The organism is Streptomyces ardesiacus, assembly GCF_003112575.1.
Lineage (GTDB): Bacteria > Actinomycetota > Actinomycetes > Streptomycetales > Streptomycetaceae > Streptomyces > Streptomyces ardesiacus.
In genome coordinates this window covers 1,264,648-1,289,296 of record NZ_BEWC01000002.1, presented here as the reverse complement: position 1 = coordinate 1,289,296, position 24,649 = coordinate 1,264,648, and the positions used below count along the sequence as shown (strand labels likewise).

The window sequence follows — 24,649 nt, the reverse complement described above, 5'->3', positions numbered from 1 at the left end:
TGACACACCGTTGACGCGCGCAGACTGCCGCTGGTAGACACACACTTCATTCCGCGTTCACCACCGTTCGAGCCCGCCCCGCACGAGGACGCCCGGCGTCCGCGTGTGCGATGACGCGAGGTCAGGTAGTCATGAACACAAAGGACCAGCACGACAACGGACGGACCGGTCACCGGCCCTGGAGAACCCGCCTCCTCGCGGCAGCAGGCGCCGGCGCACTCCTCCTCGCGTCCGGGACGGTCGCCCCCTCGGCGGCCTCGGCGGCCGCCACGAAGGACGGAGACGGCGGCGACAAGGTGCTCACCGTCGCGGTGGCGCAGAGCGTGGACTCGCTCAGCCCCTTCCTGGCCGTACGGCTGCTCAGCACGAGCATCCACCGGCTGACGTACGAGTACCTGACCAACTACGACGCCAAGGACAACCACGTCATACCCGGGCTCGCCACCGAGTGGAAGTCCTCTCCGGACAAGCTGACGTGGACCTACACGATCCGCTCCGACTCCACGTGGTCGGACGGCGAGCAGGCCACCGCCGAGGACGCGGCGTGGACGTTCAACAAGATGATGACCGACCAGGGTGCCGCCACCGCCAACGGCAGCTTCGTCGGCAACTTCGCGGAGGTCACCGCGCCCAGCCCGACCCGGTTGGTGATCCGGCTGAAGAAGCCGCAGGCCACGATGACGGCGCTGGACGTGCCGATCGTGCCCAAGCACGTGTGGGAGAAGGTCGACGACTTCTCTGAGTTCAACAACGACAAGGACTTCCCGGTCGTCGGCAACGGGCCGTTCGTGCTCACCGACTACAAGCCGGACAGCTATGTGCGGCTGAAGGCCAACAAGGACTTCTGGCGGGGCGCGCCGAAGTTCGACGAACTGGTCTTCCGGTACTACAAGGACCAGGACGCCGCCGTCGCCGCGCTGCGCAAGGGCGAGGTGTCCTTCGTCGCCGGGTCGCCGTCGCTGACACCGGCCCAGGCCGACTCGCTGAAGGGCCAGGAGAACATCCGCGTCAACGACGCCCCCGGCCGCCGTTTCTACGCCCTCGCCACCAATCCGGGCGCGCGGGCGAAGGACGGCACGAAGTTCGGTGACGGCGACCCCTCCCTGCTGGACCAGCGGGTGCGCCACGCGCTGTTCATGGCGGTGGACCGCAAGGCGATCGTCGACAAGGTCTTCCGGGGCCATGCGGTCGAGGGGTCGGGGTACGTCCCGCCGCGCTTCTCCTCGTACTTCTTCGAGCCGTCGGCCGGCCAGAAGCTCGCCCACGACCCGGCAGCGGCCGCCAAGCTGCTCGACGAGGCGGGATACCGGAAGAACGCCGACGGCAAGCGCCTGGGCAAGGACGGCAAGCCGCTGGACTACCGCGTCCTGTGCCACGCCACCGATCCGAACGACAAGGCGGTCGGCAAGTACCTCCAGGAGTGGTGGGGCGAGCTGGGCATCTCGGTCACCCTCGACTGCCTGGACAACGTGACCGACCCGTGGCTGGCCGGCAAGTACGACCTCGCCTTCGACGGCTGGTCCGTCAACCCCGACCCGGACTTCGCGCTCTCCATCCACACCTGCGACGCGCTCCCGGCGACGCCGAAGGACACCGGGGGCACCGACAACTTCATCTGCGACAAGCAGTACGACGAGCTGTACGCACAGCAGTTGGCCGAGTACGACCCCGGCAAGCGCGCGGAGATCGTCAAGCGGCTGCAGTCCCGGCTGTACGACACCGGGTACATGAACGTCATGGCCTACCCGAACGCGGTCGAGGCCTACCGCACGGACCAGATCGGGTCGATCACGACGATGCCGTCCGCCGCGGGCAACATCTACGGGCAGGACGGCTACTGGAGCTGGTGGTCGGCGGTGCCGGCGGACTCCGGTGACTCCTCGGGGAGTTCGTCGTCGACCGGGACCGTGATCGGGATCGTCGCGGGCGTCGTCGTCCTCGTCGGCCTCGGCGTGCTCTTCACCGTCCGCCGGCGTGCGACGGCCGACGACCGTGAGTAGCGCGGCCGGCCCCGCGAGCGTCTCGGCCCTCGGCAAGCGGCCGGCCGAGGCACCGCGGGGCCGCTCCCGCAGCGGGTACCCGAGGTACGTGGCGGGCAAGCTGGCGGGCGCGGCCGTCTCCCTGTTCGCCGTCCTGGTCACGAGCTTCTTCCTCTTCCGGCTGATACCCGGCGACCCGGTGAAGTTCATGACCGGTGGCCGCCCGGTCTCCGCCGAGCAACTGGCCACCTACCGAGAAGAGTTCGGACTCGACCTGCCGTTGTGGCAACAGTTCACGGACTACTGCGGTAAGGCGCTGAGCGGGGATCTCGGCACGTCGTACCAGTTCCACGCGCCCGTCGTCGACAAGATCACCGAGGCGCTGCCGAACACGCTGCTGCTGACCGGCACCGCCTTCGTGCTGTACACCGCGCTGGGTGCCTTCCTCGGCACCCGGTCGGCGTGGCGGCACGGCGGGCTCGGCGACCGGCTCAACACCGGCCTGGCGCTGACCCTTTACTCCATTCCCTCCTTCTGGCTGGGGCTGCTGCTCATCGTCGTGCTGTCGGTGGGCGTGGATCCGGTCCCGGGTCTGTTCCCGACCGGCGGGATGGAGTCGGGCCGGGAGGAGGGCCTGGCCCATGTGCTCGACGTGGCGCACCACCTCGTCCTGCCGGTGGTGACGCTGGTCGCCGTGGAGTACGGGCAGACGCTGCTGGTCACCCGGTCGGCGCTGCTGGACGAGATGGGCGGCGACTACCTGACCACCGCGCGGGCCAAGGGGCTCAGGGACGACCTGGTACGGCGCCGGCACGCGGTGCCCAACGCGCTGCTGCCGACGGTGACGCTGGTCTTCGTCAATCTCGGGCGGACGGTGGCGGGTGTCGTCCTCGTCGAGACGGTCTTCTCGTGGCCGGGTCTCGGCGGGCTGTTCTACCAGGCGCTGAGCGTGCCCGATCTCCCGTTGGTGCAGGGGTTGTTCTTCGTCTTCGCCGCCGCGGTGATCCTCATGAACACGCTGGCCGACCTGTTGTATCCGATGCTCGATCCGAGGGTGGGCCGATGACCGCCGAGACCGCCGAGCCTTCAGTGAAGCCGGGTGGGCCGGGTCCGCGCGCCCTCGCCCGGCGGCGTCGCCGCGCCTCCGTGGCGCGCTTCTGGAAGGAGTACCGCAAGCATCGCGCGGGGGTGTTCGGGCTGGCCGCGCTGGTGCTGTTCGTGCTGGTGGCGCTCACCGCGCCGCTGACCGTCGGGTCGGACGTGGACAGCGTGACCGACGCGCCCGGGCAGCCGCTGGAGAGCCCGAGCGGCCGGTTCCCGCTGGGCACCGACCAGTTCGGGCGGGATCTGCTGGGCCTGCTGGTCTGGGGCTCGCGGGTCTCGCTGCTCGTCGGGCTGCTGGCGGCGGCGCTGTCGGTGCTGATCGGCGCGCTCATCGGGATCACGGCCGGGCACTTCCGCGGCTGGTACGCCACGGTGATGATGCGGATCACGGACTGGTTCCTGGTGATGCCGACGCTGGTGCTCGCGATCGTGCTGGCGACGGTGCTGTCCCGGTCGCTCGGCACGATCGTGCTCGCGATCGGCGTGACCACCTGGCCCACGACGGCGCGCCTGGTGCGGGCACAGACGCTGGCGGTGGAGTCCCGGCCGTACATCGAGCGTGCGAAGGCACTCGGGGGCGGGCACTGGCACATCATGTCGCGGCACGTGCTGCCCAACGTCATGCCGCTGATCCTGGCCCAGACCACCCTGATCATCTCCTCGGCGATCCTGGCCGAGGCGACCCTGGCCTTCCTCGGGCTCGGGGATCCGATGGTGGTGTCCTGGGGCGGGCTGCTGCAGGACGCGCGGGAGGCGGGCTCGGTGAGTGCCGGCGACTGGTGGTACCTGGTGCCGCCGGGCATCGGGATCGCGGTGGTGGCGCTGGCGTTCACGCTGTGCGGGCGTGCGATGGAGGCCGTGCTCAATCCCAGGCTGGGGGTGTCCCGTTGAGTCTGCTCGAGGTGCGGGGTCTGGAGGTGACGTATCCCGGCGATGCGGCCGCCGTGCGCGGGGTCGACCTGGTGCTGGACGCGGGCGAGAAGCTCGGCGTCGCGGGCGAGTCGGGCTGCGGCAAGTCCACGCTGGCCCTGGCTCTGCTGCGGCTGCTGCCGCCCGGGGCGCGGGTCGGCGGGGAGATCCTGCTGGACGGCGAGGACGTGCTCGCGATGAAGTGGGGCCGTCTGCGGGCGGTGCGGTGGGCGGGGGCGTCGATCGTCTTCCAGGGCGCGATGCACTCGCTGAACGCCGTTCACCGCGTCGGCGACCAGATCGCCGAGCCGATCCTGCTGCACCGCAGGGCCACGGCGGCCGGTGCGCGCAGGAAGGTCGGGGAGCTGCTGGAGCAGGTGGGACTGCCGGGCGCGCGGGCGCGGGCCTACCCGCACGAGTTGTCCGGCGGCCAGCGCCAGCGGGTGATGATCGCGATGGCGCTGGCCTGCGACCCGCGTCTGATCGTCGCCGACGAACCGACCACGGCGCTCGACGTGATGATCCAGGCGCAGATCCTGCGGCTGATCGAGGGCCTGGTGGGCGCGCAGGACGTCGGCCTGATCATGATCAGCCACGACCTCGCGGTGCTGGCCGACACCTGCGACCGGCTCGCGGTGATGTACGCGGGCCGCGTGGTCGAGGAGGGCCCGGCCCGACAGGTCTACGACGACGCCCGGCACCCCTACGGCCGGGCCCTGTCGGGGGCGTTCCCCAAGATCGGCGACCCCGCCTCGCGGTTCGCCCCGCGCGGCCTTCCGGGCGACCCTCCCGACCCGTCCGCGGTGCCGCCCGGGTGCGCGTTCCACCCGCGCTGCCCGGTCGCGCTGGACCTGTGCGCCACGGAGGACCAGCCCTTGCGGCGGACGGGCCCACGGCACCGGGCGGCGTGCGTGCACGTGGGGGCGGCGGGCGACGGTACGCCTGGCGAGACCCGGACCGGTGCCGTCCCGGGCGGCCACCGCCCCGCCGGGGACGGCACCGCCGTCGGCGACGGGGCTCCCGGCGAGGGCGGCGAGCCCGCCGGTGACGGGGCACCCGGAACGGCCGGGGGCCGGGCGGATGCCGAAGCCACCGCTGACCGGGCACCCGGAACGGCCGGAGGCCAGGCGGATGCCGAGGCGCAGGACGACGGCGAGCGTGCGGGCGAAGGCGCGTCCGCGCAGGACGACGGAGTGAGGAGCAGTACCTCATGAGCAGCGGCACGCCCAGCGGCACCACCGGTAGCGCTCCCCCGTTGCTGAGCGTGCAGGGGCTGCACGTCACGTTCCCCGGGTGGCGCGGGGCTGCCGACGCGCGGGCCGTGGACGGGGTGGACCTCGACATCCGGCGCGGCGAGATCGTCGCGCTGGTCGGCGAGTCGGGCTGCGGGAAGACGACCCTCGCCCGTGCGCTGCTCGGCCTCGTCAGGCCGACCGGGGGGCGCGTGGCCTTCGACGGCGCTCCCCTCGCGTACTCCGCCCGGGCGCTCAAGGCGTACCGCAGGCGGGCCCAGCTCGTCCTCCAGGATCCGAGCGGCTCGCTGAACCCGCGGCACACGGTGTACGACATCGTCGCCGAGGGCCTGCGCATCCACGGTCACGCCGGGGACGAGCGGACGGCGGTCGCCGAGGCGCTGGCGCGCGCCGGACTGCGGCCGCCGGAGCGGTTCTTCCTGCGCTACCCGCACGAGCTGTCCGGCGGTCAGCGCCAGCGGGTCGTCATCGCGGGCGCGCTGGTCCTGCAGCCGGAACTCCTCGTCGCCGACGAGCCGGTGGCCTCCCTGGACGCGTCGGTGCGCGGCGAGATCCTGGCGCTGCTGCTGCGGCTGCGCTCCGAACTGGGGCTGGCCGCGCTGGTGGTGACCCATGACCTGGGGCTGGCCTGGAACATCGCCGACCGGGTCGCGGTGATGTACCTCGGCCGGATCGTCGAGACCGGCGCGGTGGAGCAGGTGCTGACGGCCCCGCGGCACCCCTACACGCGGGCCCTGCTGTCCGTGCTCCCGGAGGCGCCCGGCACCCCGGTGGTGCTCACCGGCGAGCCCCCGGACCCGTCGTACATCCCCGGCGGCTGCCGGTTCCACGTCCGCTGCCCGGTACTGGCGGACGGCGAGGCCGAACGGGCCGGGGTCGCGGACGCCTGCCGGAACGGGGAGCTGGAGATCCTGCGCGGCGGCGGCGAGTCCCAGGTCGCCTGCCACTGGGCGCGGGTGCGGCGGCCCGCGGCCGGCCGGCCGGGCTGACTCCGAGGGCGAAGGGCGCCGTCAGGACCCGGCGGCCTCCGCCGCGGTGATCTCACGGCACCGGTCGACGTCCTCGGCCATCTGCGCCAGCAGCGCGTCCAGGGTCTCGAACTTCGCCTGTCCGCGCACGAAGGCCACGAAGTCGACGGCGACGTGCAGGCCGTACAGGTCGAGGTCCACGCGGTCGATGGCGTATGCCTCGACCGTGCGCTCGGTGCCCTCGAACTGCGGGTTGGTGCCGACGGAGATCGCGGCCGGCATCGCCTCGCCCTGCGCGTGCAGCCAGCCGGCGTAGACGCCGTCGGCCGGGATGGCGGTGTGCGGGAGGGTCTCGACGTTGGCCGTCGGGAAGCCCATCTCCCGGCCGCGCTGGGCGCCGCGCACGACCACGCCCTCCACGCGGTGGGGACGGCCCAGGATCTCGGCGGCGCCCGCCACGTCGCCCTCGGCGACCAGGCGGCGGGTCAGGGTGGAGGAGAACGGCTCGCCGCCGCCCGCTTCGCCGGTGACGTACAGGTCGACGACCTCGACCTCGAAGTCGTAGACCTTGCCCTGGTCGACGAGGAAGTCCACGGTGCCGGCGGCCTTGTGGCCGAAGCGGAAGTTGGGGCCCTCGACGACCGCCTTGGCGCGCAGCCGGTCGACCAGGACCTTGACCACGAAGTCGGCCGCGGAGAGCTTCGAGAACTCCTTGGTGAACGGGAGGATCAGCACCGCGTCCACGCCCAGCTCCGCCATCAGTTCGGCCCGGCGGTGGTGCGGGGCGAGCAGCGGCGGGTGGCTGCCGGGGCGGACGACCTCGCTGGGGTGCGGGTCGAAGGTGACGACGACGGCGGGGACGCCCAGCGCCCGGGCGCGGTCCACGGCGTGGCTGATGATGAGCTGGTGCCCGCGGTGAACGCCGTCGTAGGAGCCGATGGTGACGACGCTGCGTCCCCAGTCCTCGGGGATGTCCTCCAAGCCACGCCAGCGCTGCACTGTGTCCGCTCCTCGGTGCTTCCGTGGTGTCCATGGTTTCCGTGGTGACCCTTACGCAGGTCTAAGGGTGCCATGCCCTCCGGCTCCGGCCCGCATCGGCATCGGCGCTGTGACCGGGTGCACCCGACTCCGCGTGCGGACCGGGTCAGGCGGGGACGCGGACGCCCGCCAGGTGCTCGATCGTGCGGCGGGTGCTCGGGCCCACCAGCACGGCCCAGTCCTCGGGCGCGTCGGTGAGCCAGCCGGTCAGGCGGGTGGCGAAACCCGGGAGGTGGCGGGCCAGGTCGACCAGTCCTCGGTCGAAGCGGGTGGCGCCGTCGGGGGTGCGGACGAGGAGCAGCCCGGTCCGGTGGACGAGGGCCCGCAGTTCGTCCCCGGCGCACCGGGCGGCGGCGTGCAGCAGGGCGTCCAGGACGGCGGGCTCGTGCTCGTGGGCGAACAGGTGCTCCCGCAGCGCGCGGCGCCACGGGGCGCCGGCCGTGGTCCCGTCGGCGGCGAGCACGGCGGCCAGCGCGGCCCGCACCGGCTCGGGACCGGCGTCCAGGAGGCGGGTGGCCAGCGGGAGGAGCACGGCGCGGGGCACGGGGTCCCGGTCGAGGCGCCGGTCGACGTAGGCGGCCAGGTGCCCGGCGGTCTCGGGGCGCTCCGCCACGGCCCGCCCCACGAGGTCGGCCACCCGGTGCGCCAGCGCGGGCGTGGTGGCGTCGGCGAGACTGCGCAGCGCCTCACCGGCGTCCGGGCCGAGCAGGCGGGCCCGGAAGGCCTCCAGGACCGGTTCGGGGTGGGTCGGCAGGGCGGTGGCCACCGCGCTCGGCGGGAGGTAGGGGTCGCAGGCGGCGAAGTGGTCGAGGGCTCTGGGCAGGTGGCGGTCGCGGCAGCCCGGGTCCTGGACGAGCAGGGCGAGCGCGCCGCCCCGCAGAGGGCTGCCGGAGGGACCGGCGAGCAGGACCAGCGCGGCGTGGCGGAGCAGGGTGCGGTCGGCGGCGGTGCGCGCGTGCGGGGCGGTGCGCAGGCCGTGGGTGACCGCCGCGGCCTGCCGTGCCGGGCGCTCGTCGCGCGCCCACCGCTCCACCGCGCGGCACAGCGCCGACGGCTCCTCCTCGGCGAGGACGGCGAGCAGTTCGTCGGCGCGCCGGTGCGCGCTGTCGACGAGGACCTCGGTGAGACCGTCCAGGCCGCGGTGGCGGTGGGTGTGCAGCAGCGCCTGCGCGGCCGTCGCCACGGTGGCGTGCGGAGTGGCGGGCAGCGGCCGCTCGTCGTCGAACCACCGCACGAGGAGCGGTTGTACGGCCGCGGGGTCCGCGGTGAGCAGCCCGGCCACCGTGTCGAGGTGGCGCGGCCCCGGCTCGTGCGGGGGCCCGTCGGCGAGGACCAGGCGGCGCAGCAGGTCCAGGCGGACGGTCTCCGGCACGCGCAGCGCCGTCCAGAACCCGGGCCCGAAGACCTGGGGCGCCGGCCGGCCCTCCCCCCGCCGTTCCGCGACGGTGTCGGCCAGGAGCCGCAGTACCTCCGTGTACGGCGTCGCGTCGGACAGGCGCGTGAGCACCTCGGCGAGCAGCCGGGCGGCCCACCAGGAGTGCGGGTCGAGGTCGAGGGCGTGCACCAGCTCCTCGAGGGTCAGGGCGAGTTGGGGGACGCCGTGCTGACGGGCGAGGAGCAGGAGCGCCTCGACGACGGAGCCGATGCGGTGGTGCGGGACCGGGAGGGTGCGGGTGCCGTGCGGGGTGTCGCGGCGGTGGACGAGGGCGCGCAGGGCCTCGTCCAGATCCAGGTGGGTGCCCTGGATCCAGTCGGCGAGCTCCTCGTGGGCGAAGCGGTAGCCGCGGCCCGCGGGGACGAAGAGGCCCTCGGCGAGCACGGCCGGTGCCCAGCCGGTGCCGCCGCCCAGCCGGGCAGGGGCCGGTCCCCACGGGAACAGCGCCTCGAAGGTCTCCCGGTCCAGTCCGCCCTGCCCGGGACCGAGGCTGCGCCGGGCCGCCTCGTGGACCTGCCCGGAGACCTTGGCCGCGAGGCGTCGCACGGGCGTGCCGTGCAGGCCGTTCTCCCCGGCCAGGCGGGTGGCGACGCGCAGACACATCAGGTCCAGGTACGCCGCGAAGACCGCGTCCCGGGTGACGGGGACCGGGGCCGGGACTCCGGGGAGGGCGGCGCGGACCTCCGCGAGCAGGCGGAGGGTGAGGGGGTGCCCGGCATCCGGTTCCGCCAGGACGCCGTCCGGCACGCCGTACCGTGCGCGCGCCTCGCGGGCCTCGTCGCCGCGCAGGTCGGGCAGGCGGACGCAGGGCGGGAGCCCGGCGGTCGTGCCGGGCATCGGCTCCGTCCCCGCCCCACCGACGGTAAGCGGCGGGAACGCCTCCCGGCCGCGCTCCCCGGGGGCCGACGCTCCCCCGCCGGTCCCGTCCCCTACCGCCCGGCCCACGGCCCCGGCCGACGTCACGTCCCCGGGCGCTTCGAGCGCCCACGACATACCGGACATCTCGGGCACCGCCCCCCGGATTCCCCCCGGCACGTCCCCGGCCGGCCACTCTGCCCACGAGGCCCACGAGGCACCCGAGGCACCGGTCACCGATGCTCCGCCCACCGCCCCGAACGACGGCGCACCTCCGGCCGCCCCGGGCGGGGACACCCGGATCCCAGGCACGTCCCCGGCCGGCCACTCCCCCGCCGAGGGGCCCGACACCGACGCCCCGGCACCCGGCACACTCCCGGCCGCCCCCGGCGGCCGTCCCTCTCCCCCGGGCCTCGCCGCCCGGCCACCCGCCCCGGCGGCATTCCGCGCCGGCCCCCGCGCCCCGGCGTCGGACCCGTACAACCCGTACGACCCGTACAACAGCTCCCGCGGGAACTCCGCCCCCGCGTGCTCCCAGTACTCCGCGCGGCAGGCCACCACCAGCCGGGCTCCTGTCTCCCGGAGCCAGGTGGCCGTGCCCTCGGTCCACTCGGGGAGGCGGTGGGCCAGGACGGGCGGCATCTCCTCGGGGCCGTCGAGGAGGACCAGGAGGGGCCGGCTGGAGGTGCGGGCCAGGTGGGCGAGGCGTTCCGGCGCGACGTCGCCGAGGCCGGCGGGGCGGGCGGGGTCCGAGGCGGCCACGATGCGGGCCGCCCTGGCCAGCGTCCGGCGGGCCGCGTCGGCCAGCGACATGTCGTCGTCGTGCAGGTCGGCCCCGCGCAGCCACAGCGTGGGCGCCGCTTCCGTGCCCGCGGAGCGGCGGGCGGCGAGGGCCGCCAGCTCGGTCGTCCGGCCGCTGCCCGGCGCGCCGACCAGGCCGAGGACGCAGGCGGGGCTCGCGGCGAAGGCGGCGAACTCGCGGACCGTCGCCGCGCGTTCGACCGGTTCGACGGCGCCGGACGCGCCGCCCGGACCGGCGGCGGGGTCCCCCTCCGTGACCGAGGTCGCCGTGAGGGCGAGCACACCGGCCAGGTTGAGGTCGGCCCCGTACGCCGGGACCGTCGCCGCGTTCTCGGCGAGGAGGCCGGCGAGCGGGCCCGTGGCCGCGGGGCGCAGCGGTACGGCGAAGCCGACGTCGCTGTGGCCGGAGCTGAGGGCGGTGCCGAGGACGCCGAGGACGGCGCCGGTCGTCACGTCCAGGACCGGGCCGCCGGCCGCGCCGCCGCCCAGTCGCAGGGCGTCCCGCCCGGACGTGCCGACGGCGAGTTCCAGGGCGTCGCCGAGGAGGTGGAAACGGTCGGTGGCGGCGTAGGTGACGTCGGTGGCGCCCAGGACCCGGGCCTCGCGCCAGCCGCCGGCGGCGATGCGGACGTAGGTCCCGGCCTCGACGCGGTCCCGCGTGGTGAGGGGCAGCGGGTCGACGCCGAGGCCCCTGGTGCGGACGAGGGCCAGGCCGAGGTCGGGCAGCGGCGTCACGTCGGCGGCGGCCACGACGAGGCGACGGTCCCCGGCGGTGCTCAGGACGAGCCGGGACAGGCCGTCGACGGCCTCGTGACTGGTGAGCACCGTGCCGTGGTGGTCGGCGGCGAACCCGGTGCCGCGGGGGCGGCCGGCGAGGTCGTGGAAGCGGATCAGGGCGGCGTCGGGCGCCTGCCCCGCCGGATCCTCCCGGAGGACCGCGGGCTCGCCCCGCGTCTCCCGGGGGCGGCTCCCGGGCCGCTCCCCCTCCGTGCCGCCCGTCGCCCCCCGGGACCGGTTCCTCGACGCCATCGCCGAACCTCCCCGCCGTACACCCGCACCGTGCTGTGCGTTCGACGGTAGGCGCGTGATGATCAGCGGGACAGATCTCCTGGCGAAAGCGCCCCCTTCCACTCCCCCGGTTCACTCCGAGCGCCCGTCCGGACGGGTGAACAGAAGGGGTCGGTCGGATACATCCTGAGTCGAGGGGGAACCGAGGGGGGCCCGTGGAGCGGCGACCGTGTCAGTCCCCGTGATCGCCGCTCCACGGGCGGACCCGACGGCGGGCCGGCTCAGCCGAAGACGGCCAGGCTCTTCGCCTTGCCCCGGTGTTCCTCCACGAGGGCGAGGAGGCGTCCCTCGGGGCCGAAGACGGCCACGGCCCCGGCGCCCGCGTACTCCTCGGGCATCTCCAGCCGTACGCCGTTGGTGAGCAACCGGGCCCGCCTGGCGTCCACGTCCCAGCGCGGGAAGGCGGCGGCCGCCGCGTCCGCGACGGGCATGACGGTCAGTTCCTGCTGCAGTTGGTCCAGCGTCCGGGCGCCGTCCAGCTTGTACGGTCCGACGCGGGTGCGGCGCAGCGCCGTGAGGTGCCCGCCGACGCCGAGGCCGGCGCCCAGGTCGCGGGCCAGGGCCCGGATGTAGGTGCCGGAGGAGCAGGTCACCGAGACCACCAGGTCGAGCACCGGGGTGCCGTCCTCGGCGACGGCGTCCCGGACGTCGTACACCGCGAAGGAGGAGACGGTGACGGGGCGGGCGGGGATCTCGAAGTCCTCGCCCTCGCGCGCCCGCTTGTAGGAGCGCACGCCCTTGATCTTGATGGCGCTGACCTTGGACGGCACCTGCATGATGTCGCCGCTGAGCTTGGCGACACCGGCGTCGATCGCCTCCCGGGTGACCTTCGAGGCGTCCTGCGACCCCGTGATCTCGCCCTCGGCGTCGTCGGTCAGCGTCGTCTGCCCGAGCCGGATGGTGCCCAGGTACTCCTTCTCGGTGAGGGCGAGGTGCCCGAGGAGCTTGGTCGCCCGCTCCACCCCGAGGACCAGGACGCCCGTCGCCATCGGGTCGAGCGTGCCGGCGTGCCCGACGCGCCGGGTGCGGGCGATGCCCCGCATCTTGGCGACGACGTCGTGCGAAGTGAAGCCCGACGGCTTGTCGACGATGACAAGGCCGTCGGGCGTGGTGTGCTTCTCGGTCATTTAGCGGTGTCGTCCGTCTCGTCGGCCTCGACGGCGCCTTCGGTATCGGTCTCGTCCTCGCCCGGCTTGCGGTACGGGTCCGCCTCACCGGCGTACGAGGCGCCCGCGGACGCCTCGCGCACCTTCTCGTCGGACTGGCGCGCCCGGTCGAGGAGGTCCTCGATGTTGCGGGCGGTGTCCGGCAGGGCGTCCATGACGAAGGTCAGGGTCGGCGTGAACTTCACGCCCGCCGCCTTGCCGACCTCGGAGCGCAGGATGCCCTTGGCGCTCTCCAGGCCCGCCGAGGCGGCCTTGCGCTCCTCCTCGTCCCCGTAGACCGTGTAGAAGACGGTCGCCTCCCGCAGGTCACCGGTGACCCGGGTGTCCGTGATGGTGACGTGCGAGCCGAGCCGCGGGTCCTTGATCCCGCGCTGCAGCTTCTGGGCCACCACCTCTCGGATGAGGTCCGCCAGCCTTTTCGCCCGCGCGTTGTCGGCCACTGGTCCGTCTCCCGTTCTTTCTTCTCTTGCCTGATCTGGTCTTCTGCCCGATCTGGTCAGTCGTCGTCGCCGTGGAAGCGCCGTCGCACCGACAGCAGTTCCACCTCGGGGCGGCCGGCCACCAGCCGTTCGCACCGGTCGAGTACGTCGCTGAGGTGGCCCGCGTCGCCGGACACCAGGGCCAGGCCGACGACCGCCCGGCGATGGAGGTTCATGTGCTCCACCTCCGCCGCGCTCACCGCGTACTTCCGCTGGAGTTCGGCGACGATCGGACGGACGACGGAGCGCTTCTCCTTCAGCGAATGTACGTCGCCGAGGAGGAGGTCGAAGGACAGCGTCCCCACATACATGTGCAACCGGTTCACCCGCCGGTCCGGGATCGATGGCCCCGCCGCGAACGGGCGGGGACACCAGAACCGTACAACGAACGGCCGGGGCCGATCGACGGATATTGTGCTCCGCCGACCGGCCCCGGACCGGTCACTCCCGGAAGACGCGGTGCTTACACCCGCGGCTTCTCGCGCATCTCGTACGTCGCGATGACGTCGTCGACCTTGATGTCGTTGAAGTTTCCGAGGTTGATACCGCCCTCGAAGCCTTCGCGGATCTCGGTGACGTCGTCCTTGAAGCGACGCAGACCCTCGATGTTGAGGTTCTCCGCGATGACCTTGCCATCGCGCAGGAGGCGCGCCTTGGTGTTGCGCTTGACCTCGCCGGAGCGGATGAGGACACCCGCGATGTTGCCCAGCTTGGAGGAGCGGAAGACCTCGCGGATCTCCGCCGTGCCCAGCTCGACCTCTTCGTACTCCGGCTTGAGCATGCCCTTGAGGGCCGCCTCGATCTCCTCGATCGCCTGGTAGATGACCGAGTAGTACCGGACGTCCACGCCCTCGCGCTCGGCCATCTGCGCGGCACGCCCGGCGGCGCGCACGTTGAAGCCGATCACGATGGCGTCGGAGCCCATCGCCAGGTCGATGTCGGACTCCGTGACCGCACCGACGCCGCGGTGCAGGACGCGGATGTCGACCTCTTCGCCGACGTCCAGCTGGAGCAGGGAGGATTCCAGCGCCTCGACCGATCCGGACGCGTCGCCCTTGATGATCAGGTTGAGCTGCTGGACCTCGCCGGCCTTCAGCACCTTGTCCAGGTCCTCCAGCGACACGCGGCGCGTGCGCTTGGCGAACGCGGCGTTGCGCTCGCGGGCGGCGCGCTTCTCCGCGATCTGGCGGGCCGTACGGTCCTCCTCGACCACGATGAAGTTGTCACCGGCGCCCGGCACGTTGGTCAGACCCAGCACCTGGACCGGCGTGGACGGGCCCGCCTCGGCGACGTTGTTGCCGTTGTCGTCGAGCATGGCGCGGACGCGGCCGTAGGCGTCGCCCACCACCATCGTGTCGCCGACCCGCAGGGTGCCTCGCTGCACGAGGACCGTCGCCACGGCACCGCGGCCGCGGTCGAGACGGGACTCGATGGAGATGCCCTGCGCGTCCTGGTTCGGGTTGGCCCGCAGGTCGAGCGAGGCGTCCGCGGTGAGGACCACGGCCTCCAGCAGGGAGTCGATGTGCAGACCCTGCTTGGCGGAGATGTCGACGAACATGGTGTCGCCGCCGTACTCCTCGGCCACCAGGCCGTACTCGGTCAGCTGACCGCGCACCTTGGTCGGGTCGGCACCCTCGACGTCGATCTTGTTGACCGCGACGACGATCGGGACCTCGGCCGCCTTGGCGTGGTTGAGCGCCTCGACCGTCTGCGGCATGACGCCGTCGTTGGCCGCGACGACCAGGATCGCGATGTCGGTCGACCGGGCACCGCGGGCACGCATGGCGGTGAACGCCTCGTGACCCGGGGTGTCGATGAAGGTGATCTTGCGCTCTTCGTCGTTGACCTCGGTCGCGACCTGGTAGGCACCGATGTGCTGGGTGATGCCGCCGGCCTCGCCCGCGATGACGTTCGTCTTGCGGATGGCGTCGAGCAGTCGGGTCTTTCCGTGGTCGACGTGACCCATGACGGTGACCACCGGAGGACGGACGACCAGGTCCTCCTCGGAGCCCTCGTCCTCGCCGAACTCCAGGTCGAAGGACTCGAGCAGCTCGCGGTCCTCCTCCTCCGGGCTGACGATCTGAACCGTGTAGTTCATCTCGTCGGCGAGGAGCTGGAGCGTCTCGTCGGAGACGGACTGGGTCGCGGTGACCATCTCGCCGAGGTTCATCATGACCGCGACGAGCGACGCCGGGTTGGCGTTGATCTTCTCCGCGAAGTCGGTGAGCGAGGCACCGCGCGACAGGCGAATGGTCTCGCCGTTGCCGCGAGGCAGCATCACGCCGCCGACCGACGGGGCCTGCATGGCCTCGTACTCCTGGCGCCTCTGCCGCTTCGACTTGCGACCGCGACGCGCGGGACCGCCGGGACGGCCGAAGGCGCCCTGCGTGCCACCGCGGCCACCGGGACCGCCGGGACGGCCGCCGAAGCCGGGACGGCCACCGCCGCCGCCGAAGCCACCGCCGGGACGGCCGGCGAAACCGCCGCCGCCACCACCGGGACGACCGCCGCCGCCACCGGGACGGCCGGCGAAGCCGCCGCCACCGGGACGACCGCCGCCGCCGGGACGACCGGCACCGCCGGGACCGCGACCGCCGCCACCGGGGCCGGGACGCGGGCCGGCAGCCGGACGCTGCGGCATCATGCCGGGGTTCGGACGCGGACCGCCGGGACGGGGACCGCCCTGGCCGCCCTGCGGACGCGGCATCGAGCCCGGCGTCGGGCGGTTGCCGCCCGGAGCCTGGGGACGGGGACCGCCGCCCTGGCCGCCGGGACCCTGCGGACGCGGGCCGCCGCCGGGAGCGCCGGGGCCGCCCGGACGGGGACCGCCCTGCGGACGGGGCGCCTGCGGGCGCGCCATGCCGGCGTTGCCGCCGGAGGTGAAGGGGTTGTTGCCCGGACGCGGACCGCCGGGACGGCCGCCGGGGCGCTGGCCCGGGGCGGCGGGACGCTGGCCACCGGGACGGCCCTGGCCGCCCTGCTGGCCGCGGTCCTGACCCGGACCGGACGGACGGGCGCCGCCGGGCTTGGGAGCACCGGGACGCGCGCCACCGGGCTTCGGACCGGCCGGAGCCGGGGACGAAGCGGCGGGTGCGGCCGGCGGAGCGGTGAACTCCGGGGCGGCCGGGGCCGGACGGGGCGCGGGCGCGGGCTTGGGACCCGGCGTCGGGCGCGGGCCCGGCGTCGGGGCGGACGGCGCCGCGGGCTGCTGGGCGGCCGGGGGCTTGGGAGCCGCCGGACCCGGACGGGGCGCAGCCGGGCGGGCCGCCTGCGCCGGGGAGGGCGCCGACGGCCTGGGGGCAGCCTTCTTCGGGGCCGCGGGACGACCGGCTGCCCGGCCGTTGCCGCCACCCTGCTGGAAGGCGTCTGTCAGCTTGCGTACTACGGGCGCTTCGATCGTCGAAGACGCCGAACGGACGAATTCACCGAGTTCCTGGAGCTTGGCCATGACGACCTTGCTCTCGACACCGAACTCCTTGGCGAGTTCGTAGACCCGGACCTTAGCCACTTCGCTCCTCTGAGGTCCGGGTTGCGTCCGGACCGTCGCTAGTTCATGGGCGTACTCATCGCGTACTCATCGAGTGCTCATCGCAATCTCGACCTGCTTTCGACTCGCGAGGTACCAGGCCGCGCGGGGTTCCGTGCGGCACCGTCTTCCTTACCACGTTGCTCACATGCTGCCGTCAGCAGCCCTGTCGCAACCTTGTGCCTGCTCGACGTAGTGGCGCAACGCCTTTACGTCGAGCGGACCCGGGACGCGGAGCGCCCGCGGGAACGCCTTGCGGCGCACTGCCTGGTCGACACAGACCGGCACGGGGTGGACGTACGCACCCCGGCCGGGCAGCGTACCGCGTGGATCGGGGGCGCATTGACCCTCGACCGCGACGGTGCGCAGCAGCTCGCTCTTGACCGCTCGCCCCCGGCACCCCACGCAGGTGCGCTCGGGGCATACTCGGGTACGCGTCCGGCCAGACACTCCTAAGTCTACCTCCCCGGACCGACCTCACCCCTCCGGGGCAAGAATCGAACACGTGCCGCACGCAAAGCTGTCGTGATCTCAGCGGCGTGCGGCTTGGATCTATTCCCGCGGCTGCTCCGGCGCCTACTGCGCAGGCTGGTCGTCGGGCTGCTCGGTGTCCGGGCGGATGTCGATCCGCCAGCCGGTCAGCCGGGCGGCGAGCCGGGCGTTCTGGCCCTCCTTGCCGATGGCCAGCGACAGTTGGTAGTCGGGCACGATCACGCGCGCGGAGCGGGCCGCCAGGTCCACGACCTCCACCTTGGAGACGCGGGCCGGGGAGAGCGCGTTCGCCACCATCTCGGCCGGGTCGTCCGACCAGTCGACGATGTCGATCTTCTCGCCGTTCAGCTCGCCCATGACGTTGCGCACCCGGCCGCCCATGGGGCCGATACAGGCGCCCTTGGCGTTCAGGCCGGAGCGGGTGGAGCGTACGGCGATCTTGGTGCGGTGGCCGGCCTCGCGGGCGATCGCGGAGATCTCGACGGAGCCGTCGGCGATCTCCGGCACCTCGAGGGCGAAGAGCTTCTTCACCAGGTTGGGGTGCGTGCGCGACAGCGTCACGGACGGGCCGCGCACGCCCTTGGCGACGCGGACCACGTAGGACCGCAGGCGCGTCCCGTGGGGGTACTCCTCGCCCGGCACCTGCTCCTGCACCGGCAGGATGGCCTCCAGCTTGCCGATGTCGACCAGCACGTTCTTCGGGTCGCGGCCCTGCTGGACCACGCCCGTGACGATGTCGCCCTCACGGCCGGCGTACTCGCCGAGCGTCGCGTCGTCCTCGGCGTCGCGCAGCCGCTGCAGGATGACCTGCTTGGCGGTGGTGGCGGCGATGCGGCCGAAGTCGGAGGGGGTGTCGTCGAACTCGCGGGCCGCCTGGCCCTCCTCGAGGTCGTCGGGGTCCTCCTTCGCCCACACGGTCACGTGTCCGGTGTTCCGGTCGAGCTCCACGCGCGCGTGCCGGCGGCTTCCCTCGGTGCGGTGGTAGGCGATGAGGAGGGCCGACTCGATCGCTTCGACCAGCAGGTCGAAGGAGATCTCCTTCTCCCGTACCAAGCCCCGCAGGGCGCTCATGTCGATGTCCACGGCTACGCCTCCTCCTCTTTCGTGTTGTTGTTCTTGGTGTTCGTGTTGGTCTTGGTGCTCTTGGCGTTCGCGTCGTTCTTGGTGGCCGCCGTGCTGTCGTCCTTGCGGTTGAACTCGACCTGGACGCGTGCCTTGTCGATGTCGCCGAAGGGCAGCCTGCGGGTGGTGGCCTTGCGGCCCTTGACGCCCGGCACCTCGAGGTCGAGCCCCTCCTCGTCCACGGCGAGGATCCGGGCGACCAGCTCGCCGCCCTCGTGGAGCTGGAAGCGGACCAGGCGGTCGGTGGCGCGCACGTAGTGGCGGTGCTGGGTGAGCGAGCGCTCCGCGCCGGGGGTGCCGACCTCGAGGGTGTACTCCCCCTCGCCCATCGCGTCGCTCTCGTCGAGCTTCGCCGAGAGCGCGCGGCTCACATCGGCGATCCGGTCCAGGTCCGCCCCGGCGTCGGAGTCGACGACCACGCGCAGCACACGCCTGCGGCCGACCGAGTCGACCGCGATCTCTTCGAGGTCCAGTCCCTGGGAGGCGACGAGCGGCTCCAGCAGCTCTCGCAGCCTCTCGCTCTGGGTGGTGCTCATCCGGGTGACTCCTCGGCCGCGTGTGCTGTTGTGGGACGGTGCGCGTGTCTGGTCAAAGGGTATCCGGTCGCCGGGGGTGTTGCCGTCCACCCCGGTGGGGCGGGGCGGGGGCGCCGGTCCGGGGCCGTGGGTGCCCCGTGGTGCCGATGAGTGGTGGCCGGGCGGGGCACGGGTACCGTGATCACGGGCGGGCCGCAGGCCGCACTGCGGGTGTCCGTCGTCGCCCGTCGTTCTGCCGCCGCTTCCCGTACGAGCCTGTCGAGGACGTCTGCCGTGTCGCTTTCCGTATCGCCGCGCCCGCCCCGGGGGCCGCGCAGAAGGAGCCTGCTCGCGTCGGCCGCCGGGGCCGGGGCCGCCCTGCTCGCCGGCTGCACCGGCGGGCCGGACGCCGAGAGCCCCGGCAGCGGTCCGTCGGCCGCCGACCGGGTACGCGCGCGTGCGGCCCGGGACAGCGAGGTGCTGGCCGACCGGTACGCGGCGGTGATCGCGGCCCATCCCGGGCTGGCGGCACGGCTGGCGCCGCTGCGGGAGGAGGTCGTACGGCACGCGGAGGCGTTCGGTGGTGTGCGGGCCGCTTCGCCCCCGGCCGCGCCCTCGGAGCCGCCTTCCGGGGCGCCGTCGGCCTCCGCGCGTGCCGCCGGGCCCGCTGCCCGTGACTCCGCCGCGGTGCCGGCGGACGAGAAGGGGGCCCTGGCCCTGCTCGCCGACGCCGAGCGGAAGCTGGCCGACCGGCGGGCCGGGGCGCTGCTCGACGTGCCGGGCGAGTCGGCCCGGCTGCTGGCCTCGGTCGCGGCGGCCGGGGCGGCGCACGTGTTTCTGCTGACGGAGGGTGACGGGTGAGCAAGGCGGAGGACGGGCGGCTGGACGCCCTCCAGGCGGCGCTGGCGGCGGAGCACGCGGCGGTGTACGGCTACGGCGTCGTCGGCGGGCGGATCGGCGACGACCGGCGCACCGAGGCGCGGGCGGCGTACGACGCGCATCGGGCGCGGCGGGACGCGCTGGCGCGCGAGGTGCGGGGGCTGGGCGGGAAGCCGGTCGCCGCGGCGGCGGGGTACGCGCTCCCCTTCTCGGTGCCGGACTCGGCGGCGGCGGTGCGGCTGGCGGCCGAGTTGGAGGACCGGGTGGCCGGGGTCTACTCCGACCTGGTGCGGGCGGCCGAGGGTGCCGGGCGGTCCACGGCGGCCGGGGCGCTGCGCGAGGCCGCGGTCCGTGCGGCGCGCTGGCGGGGCGGGAGCGTAGCCTTCCCTGGGCTCGCCGAGCGGGCCGGCACTCCGGCCGGGCGGGGGTCCGCTCCGGGTGCCTCCGGCACGGCGACGGCACCGTCGACGGCTTCACCTACCGCGTAACGCGTACGGCTTTCCGTACGGGAAGGGAACGGCTCGCGCATGGCTTTCGAACCGCCGCGGCGTCTGGTCAGAGCGCTCGGCGAGACGGCACCGGACGGTGACGACTGGTTGGCGAAGCTGCCCGAGACGGTGGAACGGGCCGTGGCGGTGCGTGGGCTGACCGTGGAGCGGGTGCAGGTGCCCGGCGGGCGCAGCAGCCTGGTGGTGCTGGTGCGGACGGCCGGGGGTTCCCCCGCGGTGCTGAAGCTCGCGCCGGGGCGGGCGCGGCCGGAGAGTGAGCGGGCCGCGCTCGTGCACTGGGGTGGGCTGGGTGCCGTGCAGGTGCGCGAGGACGGGGCCGGGGCGGCGGACGCGGCGGGCGCGGCCGGCGACGCCGAGGCGGGGGTGCTGCTGCTCGAGCGGCTGCATCCGGACGTGTCGGTGCGGTCGTTGCCGGAGGCGAAGGCGTTGCTGGAGGCGGCGGGGACGTTGCGGCGGCTGTGGGTGGAGCCGCCTGCCTCCCACGTCTTCGAGACGGTGGCCGAGCGGACCGGGCGGCAGGCCGAGGCGATGCGGGCGGGCGCGGCGGCCGACGGCCAGGTGGCGCCGCTGGTCGACGCGGCGCTGGCGGTGCGTGCAGAGCTGTTGGCCGAGCCGCCGGAGCGGCGGTTGCTGCACGGGACGTTCCGGCAGAGCAAGGTGCTCGCCGGGGACCGGATGCCGTGGCTGGCGGTGGGGCCCGATCCGGTGGTCGGGGAGAGCGCGTTCGATCTGGCGCGGCTGGTGCGGGACCGGGTGGAGGACCTGATCGCCCAGCCGTCGGGGGCGTCCACGACTCGGCGGCGGATCAAGCGGCTCGCGGAGTCGCTGGAGGTCGATCAGGAACGGCTGCGCGGCTGGACGCTGTTCCGGGCGGTGGAGTCGGGGGTGCGGGCCCGGCGGGTGGGGCGGGAGCAGGACGCCGAGTTGTTGCTGGAGTTCGCGGGCTGGCTGTGACGGTGCGTCCGGCGCGGGGTGCCTGCGGCGCCTGTGCGGGGTGGGTGGGGGTGCGCGTAGCGCGGTGGGGTGCGTTGAGGGTCGGGGCCGCGTCGGGGGGTGTCCGTCCTCGGAACGGCGCGGAATCGGTGGGCCACAGAAGTGGACTCCGTTGACGCGCCAACCGCTGCGGGCGGACACCCCCCGACACGTCCCCTTCTCGCCGTACGCGGCTGCCCCGCCGCGTCGCCCTCCACCGGCTGCGGGCAGTTGCCACGCCCCCCAGCTGGTGGGGCGCAGCGGCACCCCGCTGCGCCGGGCTCGCGGCCCGGCCCCGGCGTGCCCAAGGGCACTCCGGGGTCGGCTGCCGTGGTCGTCAGTTCGTGAGGCGGCTCAGTGCCTCCTCGACCGTTACCTCCTCGCGCTCCCCCGTGCGGCGGTCCTTGAGTTCGACCACGCCCTCCGCCGAGCGGCGGCCGGCGACCAGGATCTGGGGGACGCCGATGAGTTCCGCGTCGGTGAACTTCACGCCGGGAGAGACGCCCGCGCGTTCGTCCACCAGGACGCGGACGCCCGCCGCGGCCAGCTTGTCGGAGATTTCCAGGGCCAGCTCGGTCTGCAGGGCCTTGCCCGCGGCGACGACGTGGACGTCGGCCGGGGCGACCTCCTTGGACCAGACGAGGCCCTTGTCGTCGGCGTGCTGCTCGGCGAGGGCGGCCACCGCGCGGGAGACGCCGATGCCGTAGGAGCCCATGGTGACGCGGGCCGGCTTGCCGTTCTGGCCGAGGACGTCGAGCTTGAGGGCGTCGGCGTACTTGCGGCCGAGCTGGAAGATGTGGCCGATCTCGATGGCGCGGTCCAGCTTCAGGCCGGTGCCGCAGTTCGGGCAGGGGTCGCCCTCGCGGACCACTACGACGTCGACGTACTCGTCGACCTCGAAGTCGCGGCCCGCCACCACGTTCTTGGCGTGCGTGTCGGCCTTGTTGGCGCCGGTGATCCACGCGGTGCCGGGCGCGACGCGGGGGTCGGCGATGTACGTGACCTTCTCGCCCAGGCCCTGCGGGCCGACGTAGCCGCGGACCAGGTCGGTGCGGCCGACGAAGTCCTCGGCGGTGACCAGCTCGACGGCGGCCGGGGCGAAGTGCGCCTCGACCTTGTCCATGTCGACCTCGCGGTCGCCGGGGACGCCCACGGCGACGATCTCGCCGTCCACCTTGACCAGGAGGTTCTTGAGCGTGGCCGAGGCCGGTACGCCGAGGGAGGCGGCCAGGGTCTCGATGGTGGGGGTGTCGGGGGTCGGGATGTCCTCCGCCGCGGGGACGTCCGTGGCGTCCACCGGGGTGAGCGCGTAGGTGATCGCCTCCGTGTTGGCGGCGTAGTCGCAGTTCGGGCAGTCGGCGAAGGTGTCCTCGCCCGCCTCGGCGGGGGCCAGGAACTCCTCGGACTTGGAGCCGCCCATGGCCCCGGCGGTCGCCGCGACGATGCGGTAGTCGAGGCCCAGGCGCTCGAAGATGCGCTGGTAGGCGGCGCGGTGCAGGGCGTAGGACTCGGCGAGGCCCTCGTCGGCGACGTCGAAGGAGTAGGAGTCCTTCATGAGGAACTCGCGGCCGCGCAGGATGCCGGCCCGGGGGCGGGCCTCGTCGCGGTACTTGTTCTGGATCTGGTAGAGGATGACCGGCAGGTCCTTGTAGGAGGACGCCTGGTCCTTGACGAGGAGGGTGAAGATCTCCTCGTGGGTGGGGCCGAGGAGGTAGTCGCCGCCCTTGCGGTCCTGGAGGCGGAACAGCTCGGGACCGTACTCGTCCCAGCGGCCGGTGGCCTCGTACGGCTCGCGCGGCAGGAGGGCGGGGAGCTGGACCTCCTGGGCGCCGATGGCGTCCATCTCCTCGCGGACGATGCGCTCGATGTTGCCGAGGACCTTCTTGCCGAGCGGCAGCCAGCTCCACAGGCCGGCGGCGGTGCGGCGCACGTAGCCGGAGCGGACCAGCAGCTTGTGGCTGAGGACCTCGGCGTCCGCCGGGTCGTCGCGCAGCGTCTTCGCCATCAACTTCGACATGCGCTGGACCGGTGCGTTGGCCATGGTTCTCGTGTCTCCTGCTGCGTAAGGGTGGTGCTAGGAGGTTAGCCGGGTGGTCCGGTGCGGTGGAAATCGGTTATCGACCGGCCGACGGCCTGCGCAGGGGCAGCGTGGCGCCCATCACCGCGTACGGCTTCGGGGCGCTGGGGAAGAGGACCTGGCGGGCGAGGTCCCGGTAACCGAGGGAGCGGTAGAGGGCGCGGGCGGGGCTCTCGGTGTCGATCGCGGAGAGGATCGAGCGGGGTTCGGTGGCGGCGTCGGTGATCGTGGTGATCAGGGCGCGGCCCGCGCCGCGGTTCTGGTGGGCCGGGTGGACGTGGAGTTCCGTGATGACGAAGGAGTCGTCGAGCCACGCCTCGGTCCCCTCGGCGCGCAGACAGGGCTCGACGACGGTGGACCACCAGTGGGCGCGGTCGTTGGGCATGCCGTAGACGAAGCCGACGAGCCGGCCCCGCACGGTGGCGCCGAGGGCCCTGGCGCCCGGGTAGGTCATGTGGCGCAGGACGATCTGGCGTCGGACGGCCACCTCGTCGGGGCCGAGGCCGAACGCGACGGCTTGGACGGCCAGCGCCTCGTCCACGTGCGCGGAGAGGTCCAGTGGGCCGATCACGAGGTCCATGCCGGGGAGCCTACAGGGGTGTTCCGGCCGGGGTGGACGGTGCGGGTGGTGCACCTGAGGGCACACGGGTCTCAGAACAGCACGCTCATGAAGGCGCCCACTTCCTGGAACCCGACCCGCAGGTACGTCCGTCGCGCCGCCGTGTTGAAGTCGTTGACGTAGAGGCTCGCCACCGGGGCGAAGTCCGCGAGGGCGTGGCGCAGCACCGCCGCCATGGCCGGTGCCGCCAGGCCCTTGCCGCGGTACTCGGGGTGCATCCACACGCCCTGGATCTGGCAGGCGCGGTCGGTGGCGGCGCCGATCTCGGCCTTGAAGACGACCTTGCCGTCGGCGTCGAAGCGGGCGAACGAGCGGCCGGAGCCGACGAGTTCGGCGACCCGGGCCTGGTAGAGCAGGCCGCCGTCGCCGGCCATCGGGGAGATGCCGACCTCCTCGGTGAACATCGCCACGCAGGCCGGCATGATCCGTTCCATCTCGTCCTTGCGGACGCGGCGGACGTACGGGTCCGGGGCGATGTCGTCGGGCAGGCGGTCGGTGACCATGAGGGGCTGGTGGGCGCGGACTTCGCGGGCCGGGCCCCAGCCCGGTTCGAGCAACCGCCACAACTGGGCGGTCGGTTCGGCCGGGCCGACGATCGAGGAGCAGCGGCGGCCGGCCCGCCGGGCCCTGTCGGCGAAACCGCGGACGGCGCGCGGAGTGGCGCAGATCGGGACGAGGTTGGCGCCCGCGTAGCACAAGGACGTGAGCATGCCGTGCTCGTACCAGCCCCACATCTCGCCGCCCAGACGCCAGGGGTCGAGTCCGGCGATCTGGACGCGCGCGGTCACGAACGCGTTGGCGACCGGCTCGCGGTCGAGGACGGCGAGCGCGGCGTCCAGGTCGCTCGGTTCGAGCACGCGGGAGGTGGTCTGCGTCAACACGT

Annotated in this window: 20 protein-coding genes; 8 read left to right on the top strand and 12 right to left on the bottom strand. The window is 73.7% G+C overall.

Going from position 1 to position 24,649, the window contains the following annotated elements; all coding sequences use genetic code 11:
• Positions 1–131: 131 nt before the first annotated feature.
• The 5 genes from Sdi02f_RS12865 to Sdi02f_RS12845 are packed head-to-tail and all read left to right on the top strand — an operon-like array spanning position 132 to position 6,234.
• Positions 132–2,000, top strand: a complete 1,869-nt coding sequence (locus Sdi02f_RS12865; RefSeq protein WP_108933261.1) for an ABC transporter substrate-binding protein — start codon at positions 132–134, stop codon at positions 1,998–2,000.
• Positions 1,993–3,045, top strand: a complete 1,053-nt coding sequence (locus tag Sdi02f_RS12860) for an ABC transporter permease (RefSeq protein WP_030404958.1) — start codon at positions 1,993–1,995, stop codon at positions 3,043–3,045. Before Sdi02f_RS12865 ends, Sdi02f_RS12860 begins: the two co-directional genes overlap by 8 nt.
• Positions 3,042–3,974, top strand: coding sequence for an ABC transporter permease (locus Sdi02f_RS12855; protein ID WP_030404959.1), 933 nt, complete (start codon positions 3,042–3,044; stop codon positions 3,972–3,974). Before Sdi02f_RS12860 ends, Sdi02f_RS12855 begins: the two co-directional genes overlap by 4 nt.
• On the top strand, positions 3,971–5,206 hold the full coding sequence (locus Sdi02f_RS12850) for an ABC transporter ATP-binding protein (protein WP_108933260.1): 1,236 nt from the start codon (positions 3,971–3,973) through the stop codon (positions 5,204–5,206). Before Sdi02f_RS12855 ends, Sdi02f_RS12850 begins: the two co-directional genes overlap by 4 nt.
• On the top strand, positions 5,203–6,234 hold the full coding sequence (locus tag Sdi02f_RS12845; RefSeq protein ID WP_108933259.1) for an ABC transporter ATP-binding protein: 1,032 nt from the start codon (positions 5,203–5,205) through the stop codon (positions 6,232–6,234). The genes Sdi02f_RS12850 and Sdi02f_RS12845 overlap by 4 nt, the downstream gene beginning before the upstream one ends.
• 21 nt (positions 6,235–6,255) lie before the next feature.
• Here Sdi02f_RS12845 and Sdi02f_RS12840 read toward each other — a convergent pair whose 3' ends face one another.
• The 9 genes from Sdi02f_RS12840 to rimP all read right to left on the bottom strand — a co-directional run bounded on the left by Sdi02f_RS12840 (position 6,256) and on the right by rimP (position 18,731).
• Positions 6,256–7,212, bottom strand: a complete 957-nt coding sequence (locus Sdi02f_RS12840; RefSeq protein ID WP_030404962.1) for a bifunctional riboflavin kinase/FAD synthetase — start codon at positions 7,210–7,212, stop codon at positions 6,256–6,258.
• 145 nt (positions 7,213–7,357) lie between these two features.
• Positions 7,358–11,371: a trypsin-like peptidase domain-containing protein gene (locus tag Sdi02f_RS12835; protein ID WP_108933258.1), complete on the bottom strand. Its 4,014-nt coding sequence runs from the start codon at positions 11,369–11,371 to the stop codon at positions 7,358–7,360.
• Between the two features lie 260 nt (positions 11,372–11,631).
• Positions 11,632–12,537, bottom strand: coding sequence for a tRNA pseudouridine(55) synthase TruB (gene truB / locus Sdi02f_RS12830; RefSeq protein ID WP_108933257.1), 906 nt, complete (start codon positions 12,535–12,537; stop codon positions 11,632–11,634).
• Positions 12,534–13,016, bottom strand: a complete 483-nt coding sequence (gene rbfA / locus Sdi02f_RS12825; RefSeq protein ID WP_030404965.1) for a 30S ribosome-binding factor RbfA — start codon at positions 13,014–13,016, stop codon at positions 12,534–12,536. Before rbfA ends, truB begins: the two co-directional genes overlap by 4 nt.
• A 56-nt stretch (positions 13,017–13,072) precedes the next feature.
• The gene (locus Sdi02f_RS12820; protein ID WP_003973319.1) at positions 13,073–13,366 is read right to left on the bottom strand and encodes a DUF503 domain-containing protein; all 294 of its coding nucleotides are present in this window, start codon (positions 13,364–13,366) and stop codon (positions 13,073–13,075) included.
• Between the two features lie 152 nt (positions 13,367–13,518).
• Positions 13,519–16,563 carry a translation initiation factor IF-2 gene (gene infB, locus Sdi02f_RS12815; RefSeq protein WP_030404966.1) on the bottom strand — a complete coding sequence of 1,015 codons (3,045 nt, stop codon included), beginning with the start codon at positions 16,561–16,563 and terminating at the stop codon, positions 13,519–13,521.
• Between the two features lie 162 nt (positions 16,564–16,725).
• Complete coding sequence (locus Sdi02f_RS12810; RefSeq protein WP_108933256.1) at positions 16,726–17,031, bottom strand: YlxR family protein; 306 nt, start codon at positions 17,029–17,031, stop codon at positions 16,726–16,728.
• 126 nt (positions 17,032–17,157) lie between these two features.
• On the bottom strand, positions 17,158–18,156 hold the full coding sequence (gene nusA / locus Sdi02f_RS12805; protein ID WP_030404967.1) for a transcription termination factor NusA: 999 nt from the start codon (positions 18,154–18,156) through the stop codon (positions 17,158–17,160).
• A 2-nt stretch (positions 18,157–18,158) separates the two neighbouring features.
• On the bottom strand, positions 18,159–18,731 hold the full coding sequence (gene rimP, locus Sdi02f_RS12800; protein WP_108933255.1) for a ribosome maturation factor RimP: 573 nt from the start codon (positions 18,729–18,731) through the stop codon (positions 18,159–18,161).
• 273 nt (positions 18,732–19,004) lie between these two features.
• Between rimP and Sdi02f_RS12795 the strand changes: the two genes are divergently transcribed.
• From Sdi02f_RS12795 to Sdi02f_RS12785, 3 genes are read left to right on the top strand one after another with little or no spacing between them, the layout of a single operon-like run.
• Positions 19,005–19,571 (top strand): hypothetical protein, encoded by a 567-nt coding sequence (locus Sdi02f_RS12795; protein WP_108933254.1) that lies wholly within the window; start codon positions 19,005–19,007, stop codon positions 19,569–19,571.
• Positions 19,568–20,077: a ferritin-like domain-containing protein gene (locus Sdi02f_RS12790; RefSeq protein ID WP_030404970.1), complete on the top strand. Its 510-nt coding sequence runs from the start codon at positions 19,568–19,570 to the stop codon at positions 20,075–20,077. Before Sdi02f_RS12795 ends, Sdi02f_RS12790 begins: the two co-directional genes overlap by 4 nt.
• A 39-nt stretch (positions 20,078–20,116) precedes the next feature.
• A complete protein-coding gene (locus Sdi02f_RS12785) occupies positions 20,117–21,052 on the top strand; it encodes an aminoglycoside phosphotransferase family protein (RefSeq protein WP_053637722.1) in 936 nt (311 codons plus the stop codon).
• A gap of 355 nt (positions 21,053–21,407) precedes the next feature.
• On the opposite strand, the gene Sdi02f_RS12780 is transcribed toward Sdi02f_RS12785, so the two are convergent.
• The 3 genes from Sdi02f_RS12780 to Sdi02f_RS12770 form a co-directional block, all read right to left on the bottom strand.
• Positions 21,408–23,111 (bottom strand): proline--tRNA ligase, encoded by a 1,704-nt coding sequence (locus tag Sdi02f_RS12780; RefSeq protein ID WP_108933253.1) that lies wholly within the window; start codon positions 23,109–23,111, stop codon positions 21,408–21,410.
• Between the two features lie 73 nt (positions 23,112–23,184).
• On the bottom strand, positions 23,185–23,727 hold the full coding sequence (locus Sdi02f_RS12775) for a GNAT family N-acetyltransferase (protein ID WP_053637721.1): 543 nt from the start codon (positions 23,725–23,727) through the stop codon (positions 23,185–23,187).
• 71 nt (positions 23,728–23,798) lie between these two features.
• Positions 23,799–24,647 (bottom strand): GNAT family N-acetyltransferase, encoded by an 849-nt coding sequence (locus Sdi02f_RS12770; protein ID WP_031088318.1) that lies wholly within the window; start codon positions 24,645–24,647, stop codon positions 23,799–23,801.
• Between the last annotated feature and the right edge of the window lie 2 nt (positions 24,648–24,649).

Excerpts from the sequence above, each read along its gene's own strand:
- Sdi02f_RS12865 (WP_108933261.1), top strand. The coding sequence starts at position 132 with ATGAACACAAAGGACCAGCACGACAACGGACGGACCGGTCACCGGCCC.
- Sdi02f_RS12855 (WP_030404959.1), top strand. The coding sequence starts at position 3,042 with ATGACCGCCGAGACCGCCGAGCCTTCAGTGAAGCCGGGTGGGCCGGGT.
- Sdi02f_RS12845 (WP_108933259.1), top strand. The coding sequence starts at position 5,203 with ATGAGCAGCGGCACGCCCAGCGGCACCACCGGTAGCGCTCCCCCGTTG.
- Sdi02f_RS12835 (WP_108933258.1), bottom strand. The coding sequence starts at position 11,371 with ATGGCGTCGAGGAACCGGTCCCGGGGGGCGACGGGCGGCACGGAGGGG.
- truB (WP_108933257.1), bottom strand. The coding sequence starts at position 12,537 with ATGACCGAGAAGCACACCACGCCCGACGGCCTTGTCATCGTCGACAAG.
- Sdi02f_RS12820 (WP_003973319.1), bottom strand. The coding sequence starts at position 13,366 with ATGTATGTGGGGACGCTGTCCTTCGACCTCCTCCTCGGCGACGTACAT.
- rimP (WP_108933255.1), bottom strand. The coding sequence starts at position 18,731 with ATGAGCACCACCCAGAGCGAGAGGCTGCGAGAGCTGCTGGAGCCGCTC.
- Sdi02f_RS12785 (WP_053637722.1), top strand. The coding sequence starts at position 20,117 with ATGGCTTTCGAACCGCCGCGGCGTCTGGTCAGAGCGCTCGGCGAGACG.
- Sdi02f_RS12780 (WP_108933253.1), bottom strand. The coding sequence starts at position 23,111 with ATGGCCAACGCACCGGTCCAGCGCATGTCGAAGTTGATGGCGAAGACG.
- Sdi02f_RS12775 (WP_053637721.1), bottom strand. The coding sequence starts at position 23,727 with ATGGACCTCGTGATCGGCCCACTGGACCTCTCCGCGCACGTGGACGAG.